The sequence below is a fragment of the Gordonia neofelifaecis NRRL B-59395 genome (assembly GCF_000192435.1).
Lineage (GTDB): Bacteria > Actinomycetota > Actinomycetes > Mycobacteriales > Mycobacteriaceae > Gordonia > Gordonia neofelifaecis.
Genome location: NZ_AEUD01000003.1, coordinates 145,411 through 161,117, shown reverse-complemented (window position 1 = coordinate 161,117; position 15,707 = coordinate 145,411). Strand labels below are relative to the sequence as shown.

Sequence of the window (15,707 nt, the reverse complement as noted above, 5' to 3'; positions counted from 1 at the left end):
TCCCTCCCGACCATTCCGCCCGCTGCTCGTCCCCACCACGAAAAGAGCCATCATGAAGCGTCCCGTCCGAATCGCGGCCGTCGCCGTCGCCGCCCTCTCGCTGTCCACAGCCGCTGCGTGCGGCGGCACCGGCGGCGGCACCGCCGACGCGAACACCGTCACCCTATACAGCGCCGACGGCCTCGGCGACTGGTACCACACGCAGTTCACTGCGTTCCAGGACAAGACCGGGATCAAGGTCGAGTACGTGGAAGGCGGGTCGGGGGAAGTGGTCTCACGTGCAGAGAAGGAGAGTCGAACCCGCAGATGGACGTGTTGGTGACCCTGCCGCCGTTCATTCAGCAGGCTGACAAGCAGGGCAGCCTCGATACGACCACCGTCGCCGACGCCGCGGCACTGCCGGAGAACGCGAAGGCGCCCGGCGGCCGCTACGTCGTCCTCGCCGACAACTACTTCACGATGATCCGCGGCGACTCCGTCACACCGAAGGCCCAGACGTGGTCCGACCTCCTCGACCCCCGGTTCAAGCAGAAGATCCAGTACTCCACGCCGGGGCAGGCGGGCGACGGCACCGCGCTGTTACTGCTCCTGCGGCACGTGATGGGCGACCAGCAGGCGCTCGATTACCTCGCCCGGCTCCAGACCAACAACGTCGGTCCGTCAGCCTCCACCGGCAAGCTGGGACCGAAGGTGTCGAAGGGCGAGCTCGCCGTCGCCAACAGCGACGTCCAGATGGCCCTCGCCTCGATCACGAAGGACAAGGCCGCCTACGAGACCTTCCTGCCTGCCGACGCGACCGGCAAGCGATCGACGCTGGCACTCCCCTACTTCATGGGCAAGGCCGCAAACGCCCCGCACGCGGAGAACGCGCAGAAGCTCATCGACTTCCTCATGTCGGCCGACGTGCAGCGAACCCTCTCCGACGAGGCCGTTCGGCGTCTCGGCGCGCACCGACGTCACGGCGAGCGGGCCGAACTACGATGCGATCCAGAAGTCGATCGCCGGAGCCGAGATCTGGCAGCCGGACTGGGCGGCCGTCAACGATGACTTCACGGCGCTGATCGACGCGTACAACAAGGCGATCGGGCAGTGAACCTGCGGATCGGGAGGCGGACGGTCACACCTCGCGGCCGATCGTCGGCCACGCCGAACCTGCGAACCGGCGCTCCCGCGGTCGCATTGACCGACGTCACCGTCGCGTACGACGGCACGATCGCACTCGCCGACTGCTCCTTCGACGTCGAACGCGGCGAGACCGTCGCCCTGCTCGGCCCGTCCGGATCGGGGAAGTCCACCGCACTCAAGGCCATCGCCGGCTTCGAGAACGTCGTCTCCGGCACGGTCACGATCGACGGGCGTGACGTCACCGAACTGGCGCCGCGGCACCGCGGCGTGGGCTTCGTCGTCCAGCAGTACGCCCTCTTCCCGCACCTGACGGTCCGGGCGAACGTCGCCTTCGGCCTCAAAGCGCACCGGGTGCGGCGGGCCGATATCGGACCGCGGGTCAACGAGGTGCTGCGGATGGTCGGCATGCTCGGCTTCGCCGATCGACTGCCACGCGAACTGTCGGGCGGCCAGCAGCAGCGGGTGGCGATCGCCCGCGCGCTCGCCGGCCGTCCCGACCTGCTCCTGCTCGACGAGCCGCTGTCGGCGCTGGACACCAGGCTCCGCCAGAACATGATCGTCGAACTGCAGCAGCTCCGCAGCGACCTGCCCGAGATCGCGATCGTTCATGTCACGCATGATCAGGGCGAAGCGCTCGCACTCGCCGACCGCATCGGCATCATGCGCAATGCGCGGCTCGAGGCGATCGACTCCGCGGAGTCGCTGTTCCACGCGCCGCCGAGTGAGTTCGCGGCGACCTTCCTCGGCGGCGCCGACATCCTCCCGGTGCGTGCGCTCGAATCGATCTCCGCGGGCGCCGTCGGGATCGTCGACCACGGCGGCATCCGATTGCGAGCGCGCTCGCAGAGCACCGTCGCCCGCGAGAAGCACGTCTCCCTCGCCGTGCGTCCGTGGGCCTGGGAGTTCGGTTCGACGGCGCCGTCGAACGGTTTCGAGGTGGACGTCGTCGACCTGCAGTGGCGCGGCGCGGTGCGACATGTCCGCGCCCGGGTGGTCGGGACCGATCAGCCGATCGGCGTCGATGTCCCGGTGCTCCGCGAGCCGCCCCGGCCCGGGGACCGGGTGTGGGTCGGCGTCGATCCGGCCGACGTGCACGTGGTGCCCGCGGAGAAGAGCGCATGACCGCGGTCGTCGAACCCGAGGCAGGGCGTCCGGCGGAGAACGATGGTCGTGCGATGACAGTTGCCAAGACGGCAGTCGTCGCCGGTCCGCTGATCGTGCCTGCGGTCGGACTCGGCTATCCGCTGGCGTGGGTGGTGGCGCGGTCGTTCACCGACCGCGACGACGCTTTCGCGGGCGGCGCCACCTGGGGCTCGACGCTCGCCGACCCGGCCGTGCACAAGGCCGTCTGGCGCACGCTGGAGGTGGCGGCGCTGTCGACCCTCGGCTGCCTGGTGATCGGCACCTTCCTCGCATTCGTGCTCGCCTTCGTCCCGTTCCCCGGATCAGCCGGGGTGGTGCGGATGATCGAGGCGGTGGTCGCGCTGCCGTCGTTCCTGATCCCCCTGGCACTCGGTGTGCTGTTCGGATCCGTCGGTGTGGTGTCGGCCTCGACCGGACACCAGTTCACCTTCCTGGCGACGGTGACCGGCGTCGTGCTCGCCGAGATCGCGTTCTACACGCCGTTCGTGGTGCGTCCCCTGCTCGCTGCGTTCAGCCAGTTCCCCAGTGCGCACATCGACGTCGCGTCCTTACTCGGCGCGGGACCGACGCGGATCGCCGCGACCGTCATCCTCCCCCGGGTCTGGCCCGCGCTCGCCGCCGCCTCGTCGCTCACCTTCCTGCTGACCCTGAACGAGTTCGGCATCGTTCTCTTCACCGGAGCGAAGGACGTCACGACCGTGCCGATGATGATCTACACGAAGTCGATGGTGGCCTCCGACTTCGCGACCGCCGCCGTTCTGGCGACGATGCAGTTGACCCTCTCCGTGATCGTCTACCTCGGCTACCGCGCCGTCGTCCGACGTTTCGACACCCGCACAGGAGCATGAGACATGTTGATTCGCAACAGATCTGCGCGCGTCGTCGTGTGGCTGACGTTCGGCGCGATCGTCCTCGTCCTCATCGTCGCGCCGATCGCGGTCACGGCATTGACCGCGTTCTCGTCGTCGTGGAACTCGGTGCTGCCGTCCGGGATGACGACAGCCCACGTCCGGGAATCGTTGTCGGCCGACGATCTGCAGAGCATCAGCGTCTCGGTCCAGACTGCACTCGTGGCATCCGCCTGCGCGGTGGCGGTCGGCACGTGGGCCGCCCTCGCCGCCCGCACCGCACCGCGACGGTTGCGGGTTCTGCTCGACACCGCCTACCACCTGCCGGTGGCCGTGCCCTCGGTGGTCGTCGGTCTCGCGGTGCTCATCGCCTTCTCGAAACCGCCGCTGATTCTCAACGGAACGCCGTGGATCGTCATCGGGGTCCAGGCGCTGCTGGTGCTGTCGTTCGCGTACTCGATGGTGTCCGCCGCGGCGAAGGGTCTGGACCCGGCGCTCGACCGGGTCGCGGACTCGTTGGGAGCATCTCCGTGGCGGACTCTCGTCACGGAGACCCTGCCGCTGCTCGCGCCCGCGATCGCCGCGGCGGCCGGGCTGTCCGTCGCGCTGTGCATGGGCGAACTCGGGGCGACGATCATGGTGTACCCGGCGTCGTGGCGCACCCTTCCGGTCACCGTCTTCACCCAGTCCGATCGAGGCGACCTGTTCTCCGCCGCAGCGAACACGCTGTTGCTGGTGCTCGTCAGCGTTGCGATCCTCGGGCTGCTCAGCCGGGTCCGATCCAAAGCGCAGGTCAGGTGAGGCTGTCGCCGAACACTGCTCAGAACCCTGCGGCGCCCGCGATCCGGTCGGCGCCGAGAGTCGGAGTCAGCGTGCCCTCGAGGACACCGGCCTCCACCTCGCGGCGGACGGCACGGACCTGCGGATCCTCCTCGAGACGGTTGAGCATCGTCTCGCGGACCATGCTCCACATCCAGTCGACCTGCTGCTGTGCTCGGCGCTTCTCGAACTCGCCTGCCGCGGTGAGGGTCTCGCGGTGCTTCAGGATCGCCTCCCAGTAGCCGTCCACCCCGGTGTTCTCGATGGCGCTCATCGTCAGCACCGGTGGATGCCAGAGCGCATCGTGCGGATAGATGAGACCGAGCGCATTCCGCAGCTCGCGAGCCGCTCCCCTGGCCTCGTTGATGTGCTTGCCATCGGCCTTGTTGACGACCACGATCTCCGCGAGTTCCAGGACGCCCTTCTTGATGCCCTGCAGCGAGTCCCCGGTGCGAGCCAGCGTCAGGAAGGTGAAGACGTCGACCATGCCTGCGACGCTCACCTCCGACTGCCCGACGCCGACGGTCTCGACCAGCACGACGTCGTATCCTGCGGCCTCCACGAGGACGATCGTCTCGCGCGTCGCCTTCGTGACGCCGCCGAGCGTGCCCGAACTGGGCGACGGCCGGACATAGGCCTCGGGAGCAGCGGACAGTCGGCCCATCCGCGTCTTGTCGCCCAGGATCGAGCCCTTGGTGCGCGTGGACGACGGGTCGACGGCCAGCACCGCGACACGGTGGCCCTGCTCGATCAAGTACATGCCGAGGGTCTCGATGGTCGTCGACTTGCCGACGCCCGGGACACCGGTGATGCCGACGCGGAACGACTTCCCGGCGTGCGGAGTGAGATTCAGCAGCAGCTGTTGAGCGGCCGCCCGATGATCCGAACGGACCGACTCGACGAGCGTGATCGCCCGCGCCAGTTGTGCGCGGTTTCCCGACAGCACGCCCTCGGTCAGGGCGTCGACATCGATCGGACGCCCCGCCGGGCGGTCGGCCCGACGGGGTTCACCGTTGCTCATTCGGCTGCGGCAGCCAGTTCCAGGCCCAGCTGATCGGCCAGCTTCTTGATGAGGTCCACCGCGCTGTCCGCGATCACCGTGCCCGGCGGGAAGATCGCCGCCGCGCCGGCCTCGTACAACTCGTCGAAGTCGCCGGGCGGGATGACGCCGCCGACGACGATCATGATGTCGTCGCGGCCGACGTCGGCCAGTGCCTGCTTGAGGGCGGGCACCAGCGTGAGGTGGCCGGCGGCCAGCGATGAGACACCGACGACGTGCACGTCGTTGTCCGCGGCCTGGGCCGCCACCTCCTCCGGGGTGGCGAACAGCGGGCCCACGTCGACGTCGAAGCCGAGGTCGGCGAACGCCGTGGCGATCACCTTCTGGCCGCGGTCGTGGCCGTCCTGTCCCATCTTGGCGACCAGGACGCGCGGTCGACGGCCCTCGGCCTCGGCGAACGCGTCGACCACCGCCATCGCGTCATCGATGTTGCTCACGGACTCACCTGCCTCATTGCGGTAGACGCCGCTGATCGTACGGATCTCGGCCTGGTGGCGCCCGAAGACCTTCTCCATCGCGTCCGAGATCTCGCCGCCGGTGGCGCCGTGACGGGCGGCCTCGATCGCGAGGGCCATCAGGTTGTTGTCGAGATCGCTGCCGCCCGGCTCGGCCGCCGCACGGGTCAGGTTCGCCAACGCCGTCTCGACCGCCGCCGAATCGCGCTCGGCGCGCAGCTTCTCCAGCTTGGCGAGCTGCTCGGCGCGCACCTTGGAATTGTCGACCTTGAGGACCTCGATCTCCTCGTCCTCGTCGACGCGGTACTTGTTGACACCGATCAGCGGCTGCTGGCCCGAATCGATGCGGGCCTGCGTCCGGGCTGCGGCCTCCTCGATGCGGAGCTTCGGCAGGCCCTCGTTGATCGCCTGCGTCATGCCGCCGGCCTCTTCGACCTCGGCGATGTGCGCACGCGCCTTCTCCGCCAGCTGATGGGTCAGCCACTCGACGTAGTTCGAGCCCGCCCACGGGTCGATCGGCCGCGTGGTGCCCGACTCCTGCTGCAGCAGCAACTGAGTGTTGCGAGCGATGCGCGCCGAGAAGTCCGTCGGCAGGGCGATGGCCTCGTCGAGGGCGTTGGTGTGCAGCGACTGGGTGTGCCCCTGAGTGGCGGCCATCGCCTCGACGCAGGTCCGCGCGACGTTGTTGAACACGTCCTGCGCCGTCAGCGACCAGCCGGAGGTCTGCGAGTGCGTACGCAGCGACAGACTCTTCGAGTTCTCGGGCTCGAACTTCGCGACCAGCTCACTCCAGAGCAGGCGTGCGGCGCGGAGCTTGGCGACCTCCATGAAGAAGTTCATGCCGATGCCCCAGAAGAACGACAGCCGAGGGGCGAACTTGTCGATGTCAAGACCCGCATCGAGCCCCGCCCGGATGTACTCCACGCCGTCGGCGAGGGTGTACGCGAGCTCCAGGTCGGCCGTCGCTCCGGCCTCCTGGATGTGGTAGCCCGAGATCGAGATCGAGTTGAACTTCGGCATCTTCTGCGACGTGTAGGCGAAGATGTCCGAGATGATCCGCATCGACGGGGTCGGCGGATAGATGTAGGTGTTGCGGACCATGAACTCCTTCAGAATGTCGTTCTGAATGGTTCCGGCCAGCTTCTCCGGCGGCACGCCCTGCTCCTCGGCCGCGACCACGTAGAGCGCCAGGATCGGCAGCACCGCGCCGTTCATGGTCATCGACACCGAGACGTTGCCCAGGTCGATGCCGTCGAACAGCTGACGCATGTCGAGGATCGAGTCGATCGCCACGCCGGCCATGCCGACATCGCCCGCCACGCGCGGGTGGTCGGAGTCGTAGCCGCGGTGCGTGGCGAGGTCGAACGCCACCGACAGACCCTTCTGGCCGGCCGCGAGGTTGCGGCGGTAGAAGGCGTTCGACTCGGCGGCGGTCGAGAAGCCCGCGTACTGGCGGATGGTCCACGGCTGGTTGACGTACATCGTCGGATACGGGCCGCGGATGAACGGCGCTTCACCGGGCACCGAGTCGAGCGGGTATCCGCCCTCGGTCGCGGTCGCGTCGCGGTCGTCGCGGGTGAACACCGGCTGGACGTCGATCTGCTCGGGTGTCGCCCACGTGACCTGTTCGGCCGTGTAGCCGTTGGCCGAGGCCAATCCCTCGGTCTGCGCGTCTCCCGAGCCGGCGGGAGCCGCTGTACGGTCACCGGCCAGGGGGACGTCGGCGAAGTTCGGAACGGAGTTGGTCATGCGGATACGCTCCCGCCGGTCAGATGGTCGAGAAGTTCGGTGAGGGTCGCCACGGCATCGATACCGACGCGCAGTGAGCCGTCCACGGGATCGGCGCCCTCGGGCCATTCGCGGTCGGGGCCGGCGAGCAGGACCCGACCGGCACCCGCGGCACGAGCAGCGGCGAGCGCCGCCGGGCCGTCAGTGGCGTACCGCTTCGCGGTGCCGCAGAGCACGGTGACCGTCGACGCATTCCCGGCGACCAGGTCCGCGATCTGCTCGGCGTCGACCGGTCCCGGGTTGATCGCCGAGATACCGCCCGCGGCAAGCAGATTCGAGACGAACGTGGTCCGACCGTTGTGCTCGGCGACGCTGCCGAGCGGGATCATCAGCACACTGGGCCGAGCGCCGGCCGCGGCTGCGGCGTCGGCGCGATCGCGCAGCGCCTCGAACTGGCGCGCCGCACGCGCCAGCTTCGGCGTGGCGGTGGCGACGTCGACCGTCGCAGCGGTGCCGGCCGGTCGCGCGGTCTCGTCGATGTTCGGGAACTCGCTGACGCCGGTGAGCGGAGCAGTGCGGTGCGCCACCTTGACGTCGCGGGCGGCGAGGGACTCGGCGATCTGCTCGCCGACCCAGCCGTCGGCCAGTGCCGACTGGTAGCCGCCGCGACGCTCGACCTCGGTGAAGACGTCCCAGGCCGCAGCCGAGAGATCTGCGGTCAGCGACTCGACGAACCACGAGCCGCCCGCCGGATCGAGGACGCGTCCCAGGTTCGACTCCTCGAGCAGCAGCAGTTGGGTGTTCCGGGCGATGCGGTGAGAGAACGAGGCGCTCGACGAGCGCTCACTCTCCGGCAGTGCGGCGTCGTAGCCCAGCACGGTGACCTGGTCCGCGCCGCCGACGCCTGCGCCGAACGCGGCGACGGTCGAGCGGAGCATGTTCACCCACGGATCACGCTGGGTCAGCATCGCGAGATCGGTGACCGCGTGGGTCACCGCGGCGCCGGCCTCGGGCTCGCCGAGCACCTCCGCCACGCGGGCCCACACGGCGCGGAGCGCGCGGAGTTTGGCGACGCCCGCGAACTGGTCGTCGTCAACGGATACCGCGAACGTGACCTGGCCGAGGGCCGAAGCGGTGGTCGCGCCGGCCGCCACCAGGTCCCGGATGTGCGCAACGGCCGCGGCGACTGCGAAGCCGAGCTCCTGCGGGTTGTTCGCGCCCGCCTGGCTGAAGTCGGTGCCGTCGACGCGGAAGGCGCGCACGCCCACGGGTGCCGACGCGGCGATGGCGGTGGCCTCGGCGATGTCCACGGTGGGCCGACCCGAGAAAGCCGCGGTGTACGGCGACAGACCCAGGCTCTGCACGTTGGCGACGGTCGACGGCGCGGCCTCCGGCGCGACCGGCGCCGCGGTCCGGGCCTCGAGGTAGACGCGGGCTGCGGCGATGCCGTCTGCGCCCGCGTCGAGTGTCACCGGCATGAGATCGAGGTACACGCCTTCGAGCAGCGCGGCGATGTCGGTGACGGGGATCTCGCCGCCCACTTTCAGCCACAGTCCACTGGTGCCGCTGGCCGCGGCGTCGAGGATCTGCTCGTTCACGTCGGCGGCCGAACCGCCCTCGTCGCCGAATCGCTCGGTGACCCGCCAGCCGACGTTCACGTCGCGGACGGGGTCGGCGCCGCGTACGAACGGGAACTGACCGGGCAGGCCGACTTCGGCGAGCTCGTCCTTCCGGGTGTACAGCGGACGCACCACGGTCCCGTCGCCGGTGTGCGTCGAGAGCAGCGCTTCGGCGGTGCTCGGCAGTTCCTCGACGGAGACCTTGCGCGACTTCGCCAGCACCGCGGCGGCCGCAGCGGACCAATCGTCGTACGCCTGCTGCAGAGCCTGCGCACTGCGTGGCTGCACGGGGTCGTCACTTGCCGTCATCGGCTCGCCTACCTCCAAAGCTCGACCATCTGAGTTTCGTCGTAGGGAACGATAACCGATCAAACGCTCGGGCGACTCTGCGGGATGTGATCCAGCCCGTAAAATGGGCCTCCGTGCGCAGCAATTCACCGCGGGGGGCCGGACCGGCCGAGATTCCGGTAGAGCTCGACGGGGACTCCGCCGGACTTCCGGCGATCCCGACGACGACCAGCCGACCGTCCGCCACCCGCGCTGCGGTGATTCGCGGCGCGATCGTGATGGGCCTCGTAGTCGCCCTGCTCATCGCGGCCTACTTCGTTCCGCTGCCGTCGATCGCCACCGCCCGGACCTGGTCGGATTCCCTGGGACCCTGGTTCTTCTGGCTGTTCTTCCTGGCCTACGCCGTGATCCCGATCGGACCGATCCCCCGCACCGCGTTCACCGTCACGGCCGGCGTCCTGTTTCCCCCGGCCGTCGCCTTCGTCGGAGCGACGGTGTCGTCGACGATCGCCGCCGTCTCCGCGTTCCTGATCGCGCGGCGACTCGGTCGGGAGCGTGTGCAGCCGTATCTCCGGCACCCGGCGATCGCCGCGATCGAGTACCGATTGCAGCGTCGGGGATGGCTCGCGGTCGGCTCACTGAGACTGATCGCGGTGTGTCCTTTCTCACTGCTGAATTACCTCTCCGGGTTGTCCGGAATCCGGTTCCTGCCGTACGTGCTCGCGACCGTCGTCGGGATGACGCCGGGCAATGCGGCGTTGATCTTCCTCGGCAACGCCCTCACCGGCGAGGCCAGTCCGATCAGCTTGCTGCTGTCCGCCGTGCTGTTCTCCGTCGGCGTGATCGGACTCGTCATCGACACGCGGCTGCCTGTCGCGCCAGAGAATTCAAGCGAGAATGCTTGATATGCGCCTTCTCAAGTTATAAGACTTGATATAGGCTCGTGTTAGGCGTATTCGACGACGCAGAGGGGGCAGCATGTTCGTTCTGACCGCTGATCAGCGCGGCAGCCGCACCGATCGTGATCGGGTGCCGGAGATACTGGCACGAGGACGGATGCCCGGGATGCTCCGAGCCTTCGAGCGAACCGCCGGAGACGAGGTCCAAGCCGTGTTCGACGGCGCCGAGCAGGTGGCGTCGACCGCGCTCGACCTCGCGGACTCCGGCAGTTGGAGCGTCGGCATCGGCGTCGGAGCAGTCGAGGATCCACTGCCCGATCAGACCCGAGCCGGCCGCGGTGAGGCGTTCGTCTCAGCCCGCGACGCCGTCGAGAGCGCCAAGCGGAACCGCTGGCACCTGAGCGTGTTCGGCGAATCCGAGTGGTGCGGCCACGCGCAGACCGCGGCCTGGCTCCTTCTCGACCTGCTCGCCGACCGCTCGGACGCCGGACGTGAGGCCGTCCGCCTCGTCGCCGAGGGCATGACCCAGTCGGCCGCCGCCGGACTCCTGAACATCTCGCCCCAAGCGATGTCTTTGCGAGTGCGCCACGCTCGCTGGGATGTGCAGCAGCCCGCGGAAGACCTGCTGGTGCGCCTCCTGCGCTGTGCCGACGGGGGGATCGCATGATCGCGATTCTGACGCTGCTCGTGCTCGCCGTCGTCGCCGCGGCGGGTGCGTCGCTCGTCCGCGGTCGCCTGGTCGACGACCCGGATCGCACCGACGCCGCGGTGCTGCGCGCCGACGCACTCGCGGCAGCGGTCAGCGTCGTCCTGCTCGCGAGCGCCGCGCTCGTCGCCGCGACGACCGACCCGATGTCGGGCGCCGCTCTCGTCGCCGTCCAGATCGCGGCGGTGATCGCCGCGGCGACCACCGGTTCGAGCGCCGTCCGGATCGTTCTCGCGCTGGGCGGCATTCCGACGCGCGCGGACAACCACGACGACGAGCCGGACGCGCCGCTGCGCGGCGGACGTGTCATCGGCGTTCTCGAACGCACCGCGGTCGCCGTGTCGCTACTGCTCGCCTGGCCCGCGGGCCTCGGCATCATTCTCGCAGTCAAGAGCCTTGCGCGGTTCTCCGAACTGCGGGCTCCGCACGCCAGCGAGCAGTTCATCCTCGGCACCTTCGCCTCGGTGCTGTGGGCCGCGAGCTTCGCAGGTGTCGGCTGGCTGGCGGGTATGTGAGCGAGAACCCCGTGACCCGACCACCGGTCGCGTCAGCGGGAGTACTCGACGATCAGCGTGTTCACCGCGGCTGATCGCGCCCGACGAGACAGGGCCGACAATCGCCGGAGCTGGTCGTCCGCGGAGGCCACCTGAGACCCTGAGTCGCCGAGCGCACCGGCCCCGGTGAGGGAGACGATCGCGTCGATCTGCGCTGAACTGGCCAGCACTCGGTCGATCCTCGGATTGTCGTGCGGCGGCAGGTCGATCCGCGCATGCGCCACCCGAGCCGCGAGCGCATCGCGAAGATCCGCGGGCGACGCCGCCCGGGCACCGCTGAGGGCCCCGATGATCGTTGCGGCGTCGCCCGTCGCCTCCCGCAGTTCATACTCGATCTCGCCGAGCGGACCGTCCGACAGCAGTTGATCGACCGCGAACTCGGCGTCGTATCTCATCGACTGCCACCGGCAGCGCTCGGCCGTGCCGAACGGCACCAGCGCCAGCGGGCGCGTCGGGCCGGTGGCGCCGGCGGCGCGGTCGTCGATCAGGATCACTTCGCCCGCAGTCATCGCGGCGTCCGTGGCGCGGTCCGGCGGCAGCCCCTGCGCATCGCCGGCGGCGGGCATCCGGACGCACATGTGCGCGTTCCCGGACACCGTCGCGAGGAGCGCCAGTGCGTCGCCGCCCGGATCGAGTTCGTGGACCTGCGCGTAGTCGTGCAGGGTGTGCAGGACGTCGTCGGCCGCGCAACGTCCCGCGTCGCGCGCGGCGGCCCACACGGCGACGGCGCTCGCCGGCCACGCGCGCATCAGGGCGAGAGGAGAACTGGTCATCGAGGAGTCAGCGTACTCGTGGTTTCACCGGCCGCCGGAGCGTCGCGCCCGCGGACCGCGGCGCCTCCCCTAACCTTGAGAATCGTGTTCGATGATCGTTACGGCCGCGATGTGCTGTCCTCGCCCCGCAAGACCAAGCCGAAGGCGCCAGAGGTCGCCGCCGAACGCGATCTGGTGGTCGAAGACGCGGCCACCGGGTTCTGCGGCGCCGTCGTCGGAATGGAGAAGAGCTACGCAGGCGACATGGTCCGCCTCGAGGATCGACGCGGGCAGACACGCGTCTTCCACATGTATCCGGCGGCGTTCCTGATCGACGGGAAGCCGGTGACGCTGGTCCGGCCTCGCGGTCGCGGACCCGCCGCGCCGACGCGTACCGCCTCGGGCTCCCGCGTGGCGCCCAAACAGCGGGCGCGGACCGCCCGTGCCAGCCGAATCTTCGTCGAGGGCGTCCACGACGCGACCCTTCTGGAGCGTGTCTGGGGCGACGACCTCCGCGGCGAGGGCGTGGTGGTGATCAGCCTCGACGGGCTCGACAACCTGGACGAGGCCCTCGCCGAATTCGAACCCGCTCCGCACCGGCGCGCCGGCGTCCTCGTCGACCATCTGGTGGCCGGTTCGAAGGAGGCGAAGCTGACCGCCGAGGTCGGACCGAACGTGCTCGTCTGCGGTCATCCCTACATCGACGTCTGGCAGGCCGTGAAGCCCGCGTCCGTCGGCATCGACGCGTGGCCGGTGATCCCGATGGGCACCGACTGGAAGACCGGCATCTGCAACGCACTCGGCTGGGGCACACCGCAGGACGGCTGGCGACGAGTGCTGGGCGGCGTGTCGAGCTTCCGGGACCTGGAGGTCCCGCTCCTGCGCAGTGTCGAAGAGCTGATCGATTTCGTGACGGTGGATCAGCCCGACTGAGCGACCCGCATCCGCGTGGTTCGCCGTCAGACGCGGTGTTCCGAACACCGCGTCTGGCGGCGGGTCACGCGGATGCAGGCTATCGGCCCGGCCGCCGGGCCGGGACGCAGCAATCCGGGCGGCACAGCGCGCCGTTGTCGCCGCACCCCATCGCGGTCACGTCTCCCCCGCCGTCCGCGAACCGCTCGACCAGGTCGGCGATGAGCGAGACGAACACCGGGTCGGTGCCGACGGTCGGAGCGCGCAGGTACGACAGCCCGAGGTCGGCCGCCAGGTCCCGCGCCTCGGAGTCGAGATCCCAGATCACCTCCAGGTGATCCGAGATGAATCCGATCGGCATCACGACGACGCCTGCGGTCCCGCGAGCGGCGAGGTCGCGCAGATGATCGCAGATGTCGGGCTCGAGCCACGGAATCTGGGGCGGTCCGGACCGCGACTGCCAGACGACGTCGTAGTCGTCGAGCTCCAGCTCCCGGGCGACGGCCTGCGCGGCAGCCGTGATCTGCGACGAGTAGAGACGGCCGCCGTCGGCGGCCGGACCCGCGCTGCGATCCGCCGACTCCGGAATCGAATGCGCGGTGAACACCACGCGCGGCGCCGTGCCCGGATGCGCGGCGGCGAATTCGGCGAGCGCCGAGCGCAGTGCGTTGCCCGCCGCCTCGACGAACTTCGGCTCGGCGCAGAACTGCGGGAGCTTGCGCAGCACGACCGCCGGATCCTCGATGTGTGCCAGGGCGCCGGCGATGTCCTCGTGGTACTGCCTGCAGCCCGAGTACCCGCCCCACGCCGACGTCGGGAAGACCAGCACGCGCCGGTGGCCGTCGTCGTACATCCGCTGCGTCGTGTCGGCGACCATCGGGTGCCAGTTCCGGTTGCCGAAATAGATCGGGAGATTCCGACCGCGACGTTCGAGTTCGGCGCGGAGGTCGTCGATCATCGTCAGGTTGAGCCGGTTGATCGGCGAGACGCCGCCGAAGTGGAGGTAGTGCTGGACCACCTCGTCGAGCCGCTCGGGCGGCACGCCGCGACCGCGCGTCACGTTCTCCAGGAAGGGCCGCACGTCCTCCGGTCGCTCCGGACCGCCGAACGAGAGGAACAGCAGCGCGTCGAACGCGCTGCTGTTCCCGGAGTTCTGACGCACGTCAGCCGAGGAAGTTCTCGGGGAACCAGGTGTTGTGGCTCGCGCCGCCGTCGACATAGATGATCGAGCCGGTCGTGCCGGGCAGGAAGTCGGAGAGCACAGCGCAGACGCTGGTGCCGACCACGCCCGGGTCGTCGACGTTCCAGCCGATCGGCGACGCGCCGTCCCAGTACTCGTTGAGCATGTTCAGCTTCTTCGCGTCGTCGGTGGCCGTCCCCGAGATCGCCTTGGCTGCCAGGGTCTTGATCGGACCGGCGGCCACGAGGTTCGAGCGGACGCGCTTCGCCTCGCCGACCTCGCGGGCGACGTAGCGGTTCACGGACTCCAGCGCGGCCTTCGAGACGCCCATCCAGTTGTAGTCCGGGAGCGCGGTGCGCGGATCGAAGTCCATGCCGACGATCGATCCGCCCTCGTTCATGACCGGCAACGCGGCTCGCGCGAGGGACGCATAGCTCCAGGCCGAGATCTCGAACGACTTCGCGACGTCCGGGCCGGGGCCTTCGAGGAACGGCAGCGCGTCCGGGCCCATGAGGGTCTTCGGAGCGAAGGCGATCGAGTGCACCAGACCGTCGATGCCCTGCGGAGCGAGTTCGCGCACCTTGTCCGCGAGGGCACCGAGGCTCTCCTCATCCGTGACGTCGAGAGGAATGGCCGGGGGCACCTCCTGCGGCAGGCGCTTGGCGATCCGGTCGATCAGCCGGAGCCGCTCCGGAATGCCGGTGATGATCACCGTGGCGCCCTGTTCCTGGGCCACCTTGGCGGTGTGGAAGGCGATCGAGGCATCGGTGATGATGCCGGTCACCAGAATGGTCTTGCCTGCGAGGATTCCGCTCACGAGAAGCTCCTGTCCGGGTCGGGAAGAGAAGAAGAGAGGTCTGGCGCCGAGTCGGCGGTCAGTGGCCCATGCCCATGCCGCCGTCCACCGGGAGCACGGCGCCGGTGATGTAGCCGCCCTGGTCGGAGGCGAGGAAGCTGATCGCCGCGGCGACGTCCTCGGGCTTGCCCGTCCGGCCGAGCGGGATCGCCTGCTTCGCCATGTCGATGTACCGGTCCTCCATGGCCGCGGTCATGTCGGTCTCGATGAATCCCGGCGCCACCACGTTCGCGGTGATGTTCCGAGACCCGAGCTCGCGGGCGATGGAGCGGGCCAGGCCGATGAGGCCCGCCTTCGACGCCGCGTAGTTCGCCTGCCCCGGGATGCCCGACGTCGCGACGACCGAGCCGAGGAAGATCATCCGCCCGAAGCGCGCACGCTGCATGGCCTTGGTCGCGACCTTCGCACACCGGAACGCTCCGGTGAGGTTGGCGTCCACGACCTTCTCGAAGCTCTCCTCCGACAGACGCATCAGCAGCATGTTGTCGGTGATGCCCGCGTTCGCGACCAGGACTTCGACCGGCCCCTGGTGCTCGGCCACCTCGGCGAAGGCACGCTCGACCGACGCGCTGTCGGTGACGTCGCACTGGACGCCGAACAGGCCCTCGGGTGCGCCCGAACCACGATGGGTCACGGCGACCTTGTGTCCGTCGGCGGCCAGTCGCTGCGCGACGGCCAGGCCGATGCCGCGGTTACCGCCGGTGACGAGGACCGAACGCGGAGTCTGGGCGGGAATCGATGATTGCTCTGTCATGGCCATAGA

The 15,707-nt window shown here is 69.4% G+C and carries 14 protein-coding genes and 1 pseudogene; 8 read left to right on the top strand and 7 right to left on the bottom strand.

Features of this window, described 5'->3' with window-relative positions:
* The first annotated feature begins 52 nt into the window (after positions 1-52).
* The 4 genes and pseudogenes from SCNU_RS04840 (at position 53) to SCNU_RS04825 (ending at position 3,917) form a co-directional block, all read left to right on the top strand.
* Positions 53-1,093 (top strand): annotated as a pseudogene (locus SCNU_RS04840) (2-aminoethylphosphonate ABC transporter substrate-binding protein).
* Positions 1,090-2,247 (top strand): ABC transporter ATP-binding protein, encoded by a 1,158-nt coding sequence (locus SCNU_RS04835; RefSeq protein WP_009678240.1) that lies wholly within the window; start codon positions 1,090-1,092, stop codon positions 2,245-2,247. The pseudogene SCNU_RS04840 and the gene SCNU_RS04835 overlap by 4 nt, the downstream one beginning before the upstream one ends.
* A complete protein-coding gene (locus SCNU_RS04830) occupies positions 2,244-3,116 on the top strand; it encodes a 2-aminoethylphosphonate ABC transporter permease subunit (protein WP_009678239.1) in 873 nt (290 codons plus the stop codon). Before SCNU_RS04835 ends, SCNU_RS04830 begins: the two co-directional genes overlap by 4 nt.
* A gap of 3 nt (positions 3,117-3,119) precedes the next feature.
* Positions 3,120-3,917: an ABC transporter permease subunit gene (locus SCNU_RS04825; protein ID WP_009678238.1), complete on the top strand. Its 798-nt coding sequence runs from the start codon at positions 3,120-3,122 to the stop codon at positions 3,915-3,917.
* 19 nt (positions 3,918-3,936) lie between these two features.
* Here the strand turns inward: SCNU_RS04825 and meaB are convergent, their stop codons facing one another.
* Genes meaB through SCNU_RS04810 form a run of 3 tightly spaced genes read right to left on the bottom strand, consistent with a single transcriptional unit; the run spans position 3,937 to position 9,106 of the window.
* Entirely contained in the window at positions 3,937-4,956 is a 1,020-nt protein-coding gene (gene meaB / locus SCNU_RS04820; RefSeq protein WP_009678237.1) for a methylmalonyl Co-A mutase-associated GTPase MeaB, read from the bottom strand.
* Positions 4,953-7,199 (bottom strand): methylmalonyl-CoA mutase, encoded by a 2,247-nt coding sequence (gene scpA / locus SCNU_RS04815; RefSeq protein WP_009678236.1) that lies wholly within the window; start codon positions 7,197-7,199, stop codon positions 4,953-4,955. Before scpA ends, meaB begins: the two co-directional genes overlap by 4 nt.
* Positions 7,196-9,106, bottom strand: coding sequence for a methylmalonyl-CoA mutase family protein (locus SCNU_RS04810; protein ID WP_009678235.1), 1,911 nt, complete (start codon positions 9,104-9,106; stop codon positions 7,196-7,198). Before SCNU_RS04810 ends, scpA begins: the two co-directional genes overlap by 4 nt.
* A 113-nt stretch (positions 9,107-9,219) precedes the next feature.
* Here SCNU_RS04810 and SCNU_RS04805 point away from each other — a divergent pair, with 113 nt between their 5' ends.
* The 3 genes from SCNU_RS04805 (at position 9,220) to SCNU_RS04795 (ending at position 11,205) form a co-directional block, all read left to right on the top strand.
* Positions 9,220-9,990, top strand: coding sequence for a TVP38/TMEM64 family protein (locus SCNU_RS04805; RefSeq protein WP_009678234.1), 771 nt, complete (start codon positions 9,220-9,222; stop codon positions 9,988-9,990).
* A gap of 73 nt (positions 9,991-10,063) precedes the next feature.
* Positions 10,064-10,651, top strand: a complete 588-nt coding sequence (locus tag SCNU_RS04800; RefSeq protein ID WP_009678233.1) for a hypothetical protein — start codon at positions 10,064-10,066, stop codon at positions 10,649-10,651.
* Positions 10,648-11,205, top strand: a complete 558-nt coding sequence (locus SCNU_RS04795; RefSeq protein ID WP_009678232.1) for a hypothetical protein — start codon at positions 10,648-10,650, stop codon at positions 11,203-11,205. Before SCNU_RS04800 ends, SCNU_RS04795 begins: the two co-directional genes overlap by 4 nt.
* Positions 11,206-11,237: 32 nt before the next feature.
* On the opposite strand, the gene SCNU_RS04790 is transcribed toward SCNU_RS04795, so the two are convergent.
* Complete coding sequence (locus SCNU_RS04790) at positions 11,238-12,017, bottom strand: hypothetical protein (protein WP_040517649.1); 780 nt, start codon at positions 12,015-12,017, stop codon at positions 11,238-11,240.
* Positions 12,018-12,101: 84 nt separating this feature from the next.
* Between SCNU_RS04790 and SCNU_RS04785 the strand changes: the two genes are divergently transcribed.
* A complete protein-coding gene (locus tag SCNU_RS04785) occupies positions 12,102-12,929 on the top strand; it encodes a DUF3097 domain-containing protein (protein WP_009678230.1) in 828 nt (275 codons plus the stop codon).
* 79 nt (positions 12,930-13,008) lie between these two features.
* Here the strand turns inward: SCNU_RS04785 and SCNU_RS04780 are convergent, their stop codons facing one another.
* The 3 genes from SCNU_RS04780 to fabG1 are packed head-to-tail and all read right to left on the bottom strand — an operon-like array spanning position 13,009 to position 15,698.
* Positions 13,009-14,070: a ferrochelatase gene (locus SCNU_RS04780; RefSeq protein WP_009678229.1), complete on the bottom strand. Its 1,062-nt coding sequence runs from the start codon at positions 14,068-14,070 to the stop codon at positions 13,009-13,011.
* Position 14,071: 1 nt separating this feature from the next.
* Entirely contained in the window at positions 14,072-14,905 is an 834-nt protein-coding gene (inhA, locus tag SCNU_RS04775; RefSeq protein ID WP_009678228.1) for an NADH-dependent enoyl-ACP reductase InhA, read from the bottom strand.
* Between the two features lie 58 nt (positions 14,906-14,963).
* Positions 14,964-15,698, bottom strand: coding sequence for a 3-oxoacyl-ACP reductase FabG1 (gene fabG1 / locus SCNU_RS04770; protein ID WP_040517747.1), 735 nt, complete (start codon positions 15,696-15,698; stop codon positions 14,964-14,966).
* Between the last annotated feature and the right edge of the window lie 9 nt (positions 15,699-15,707).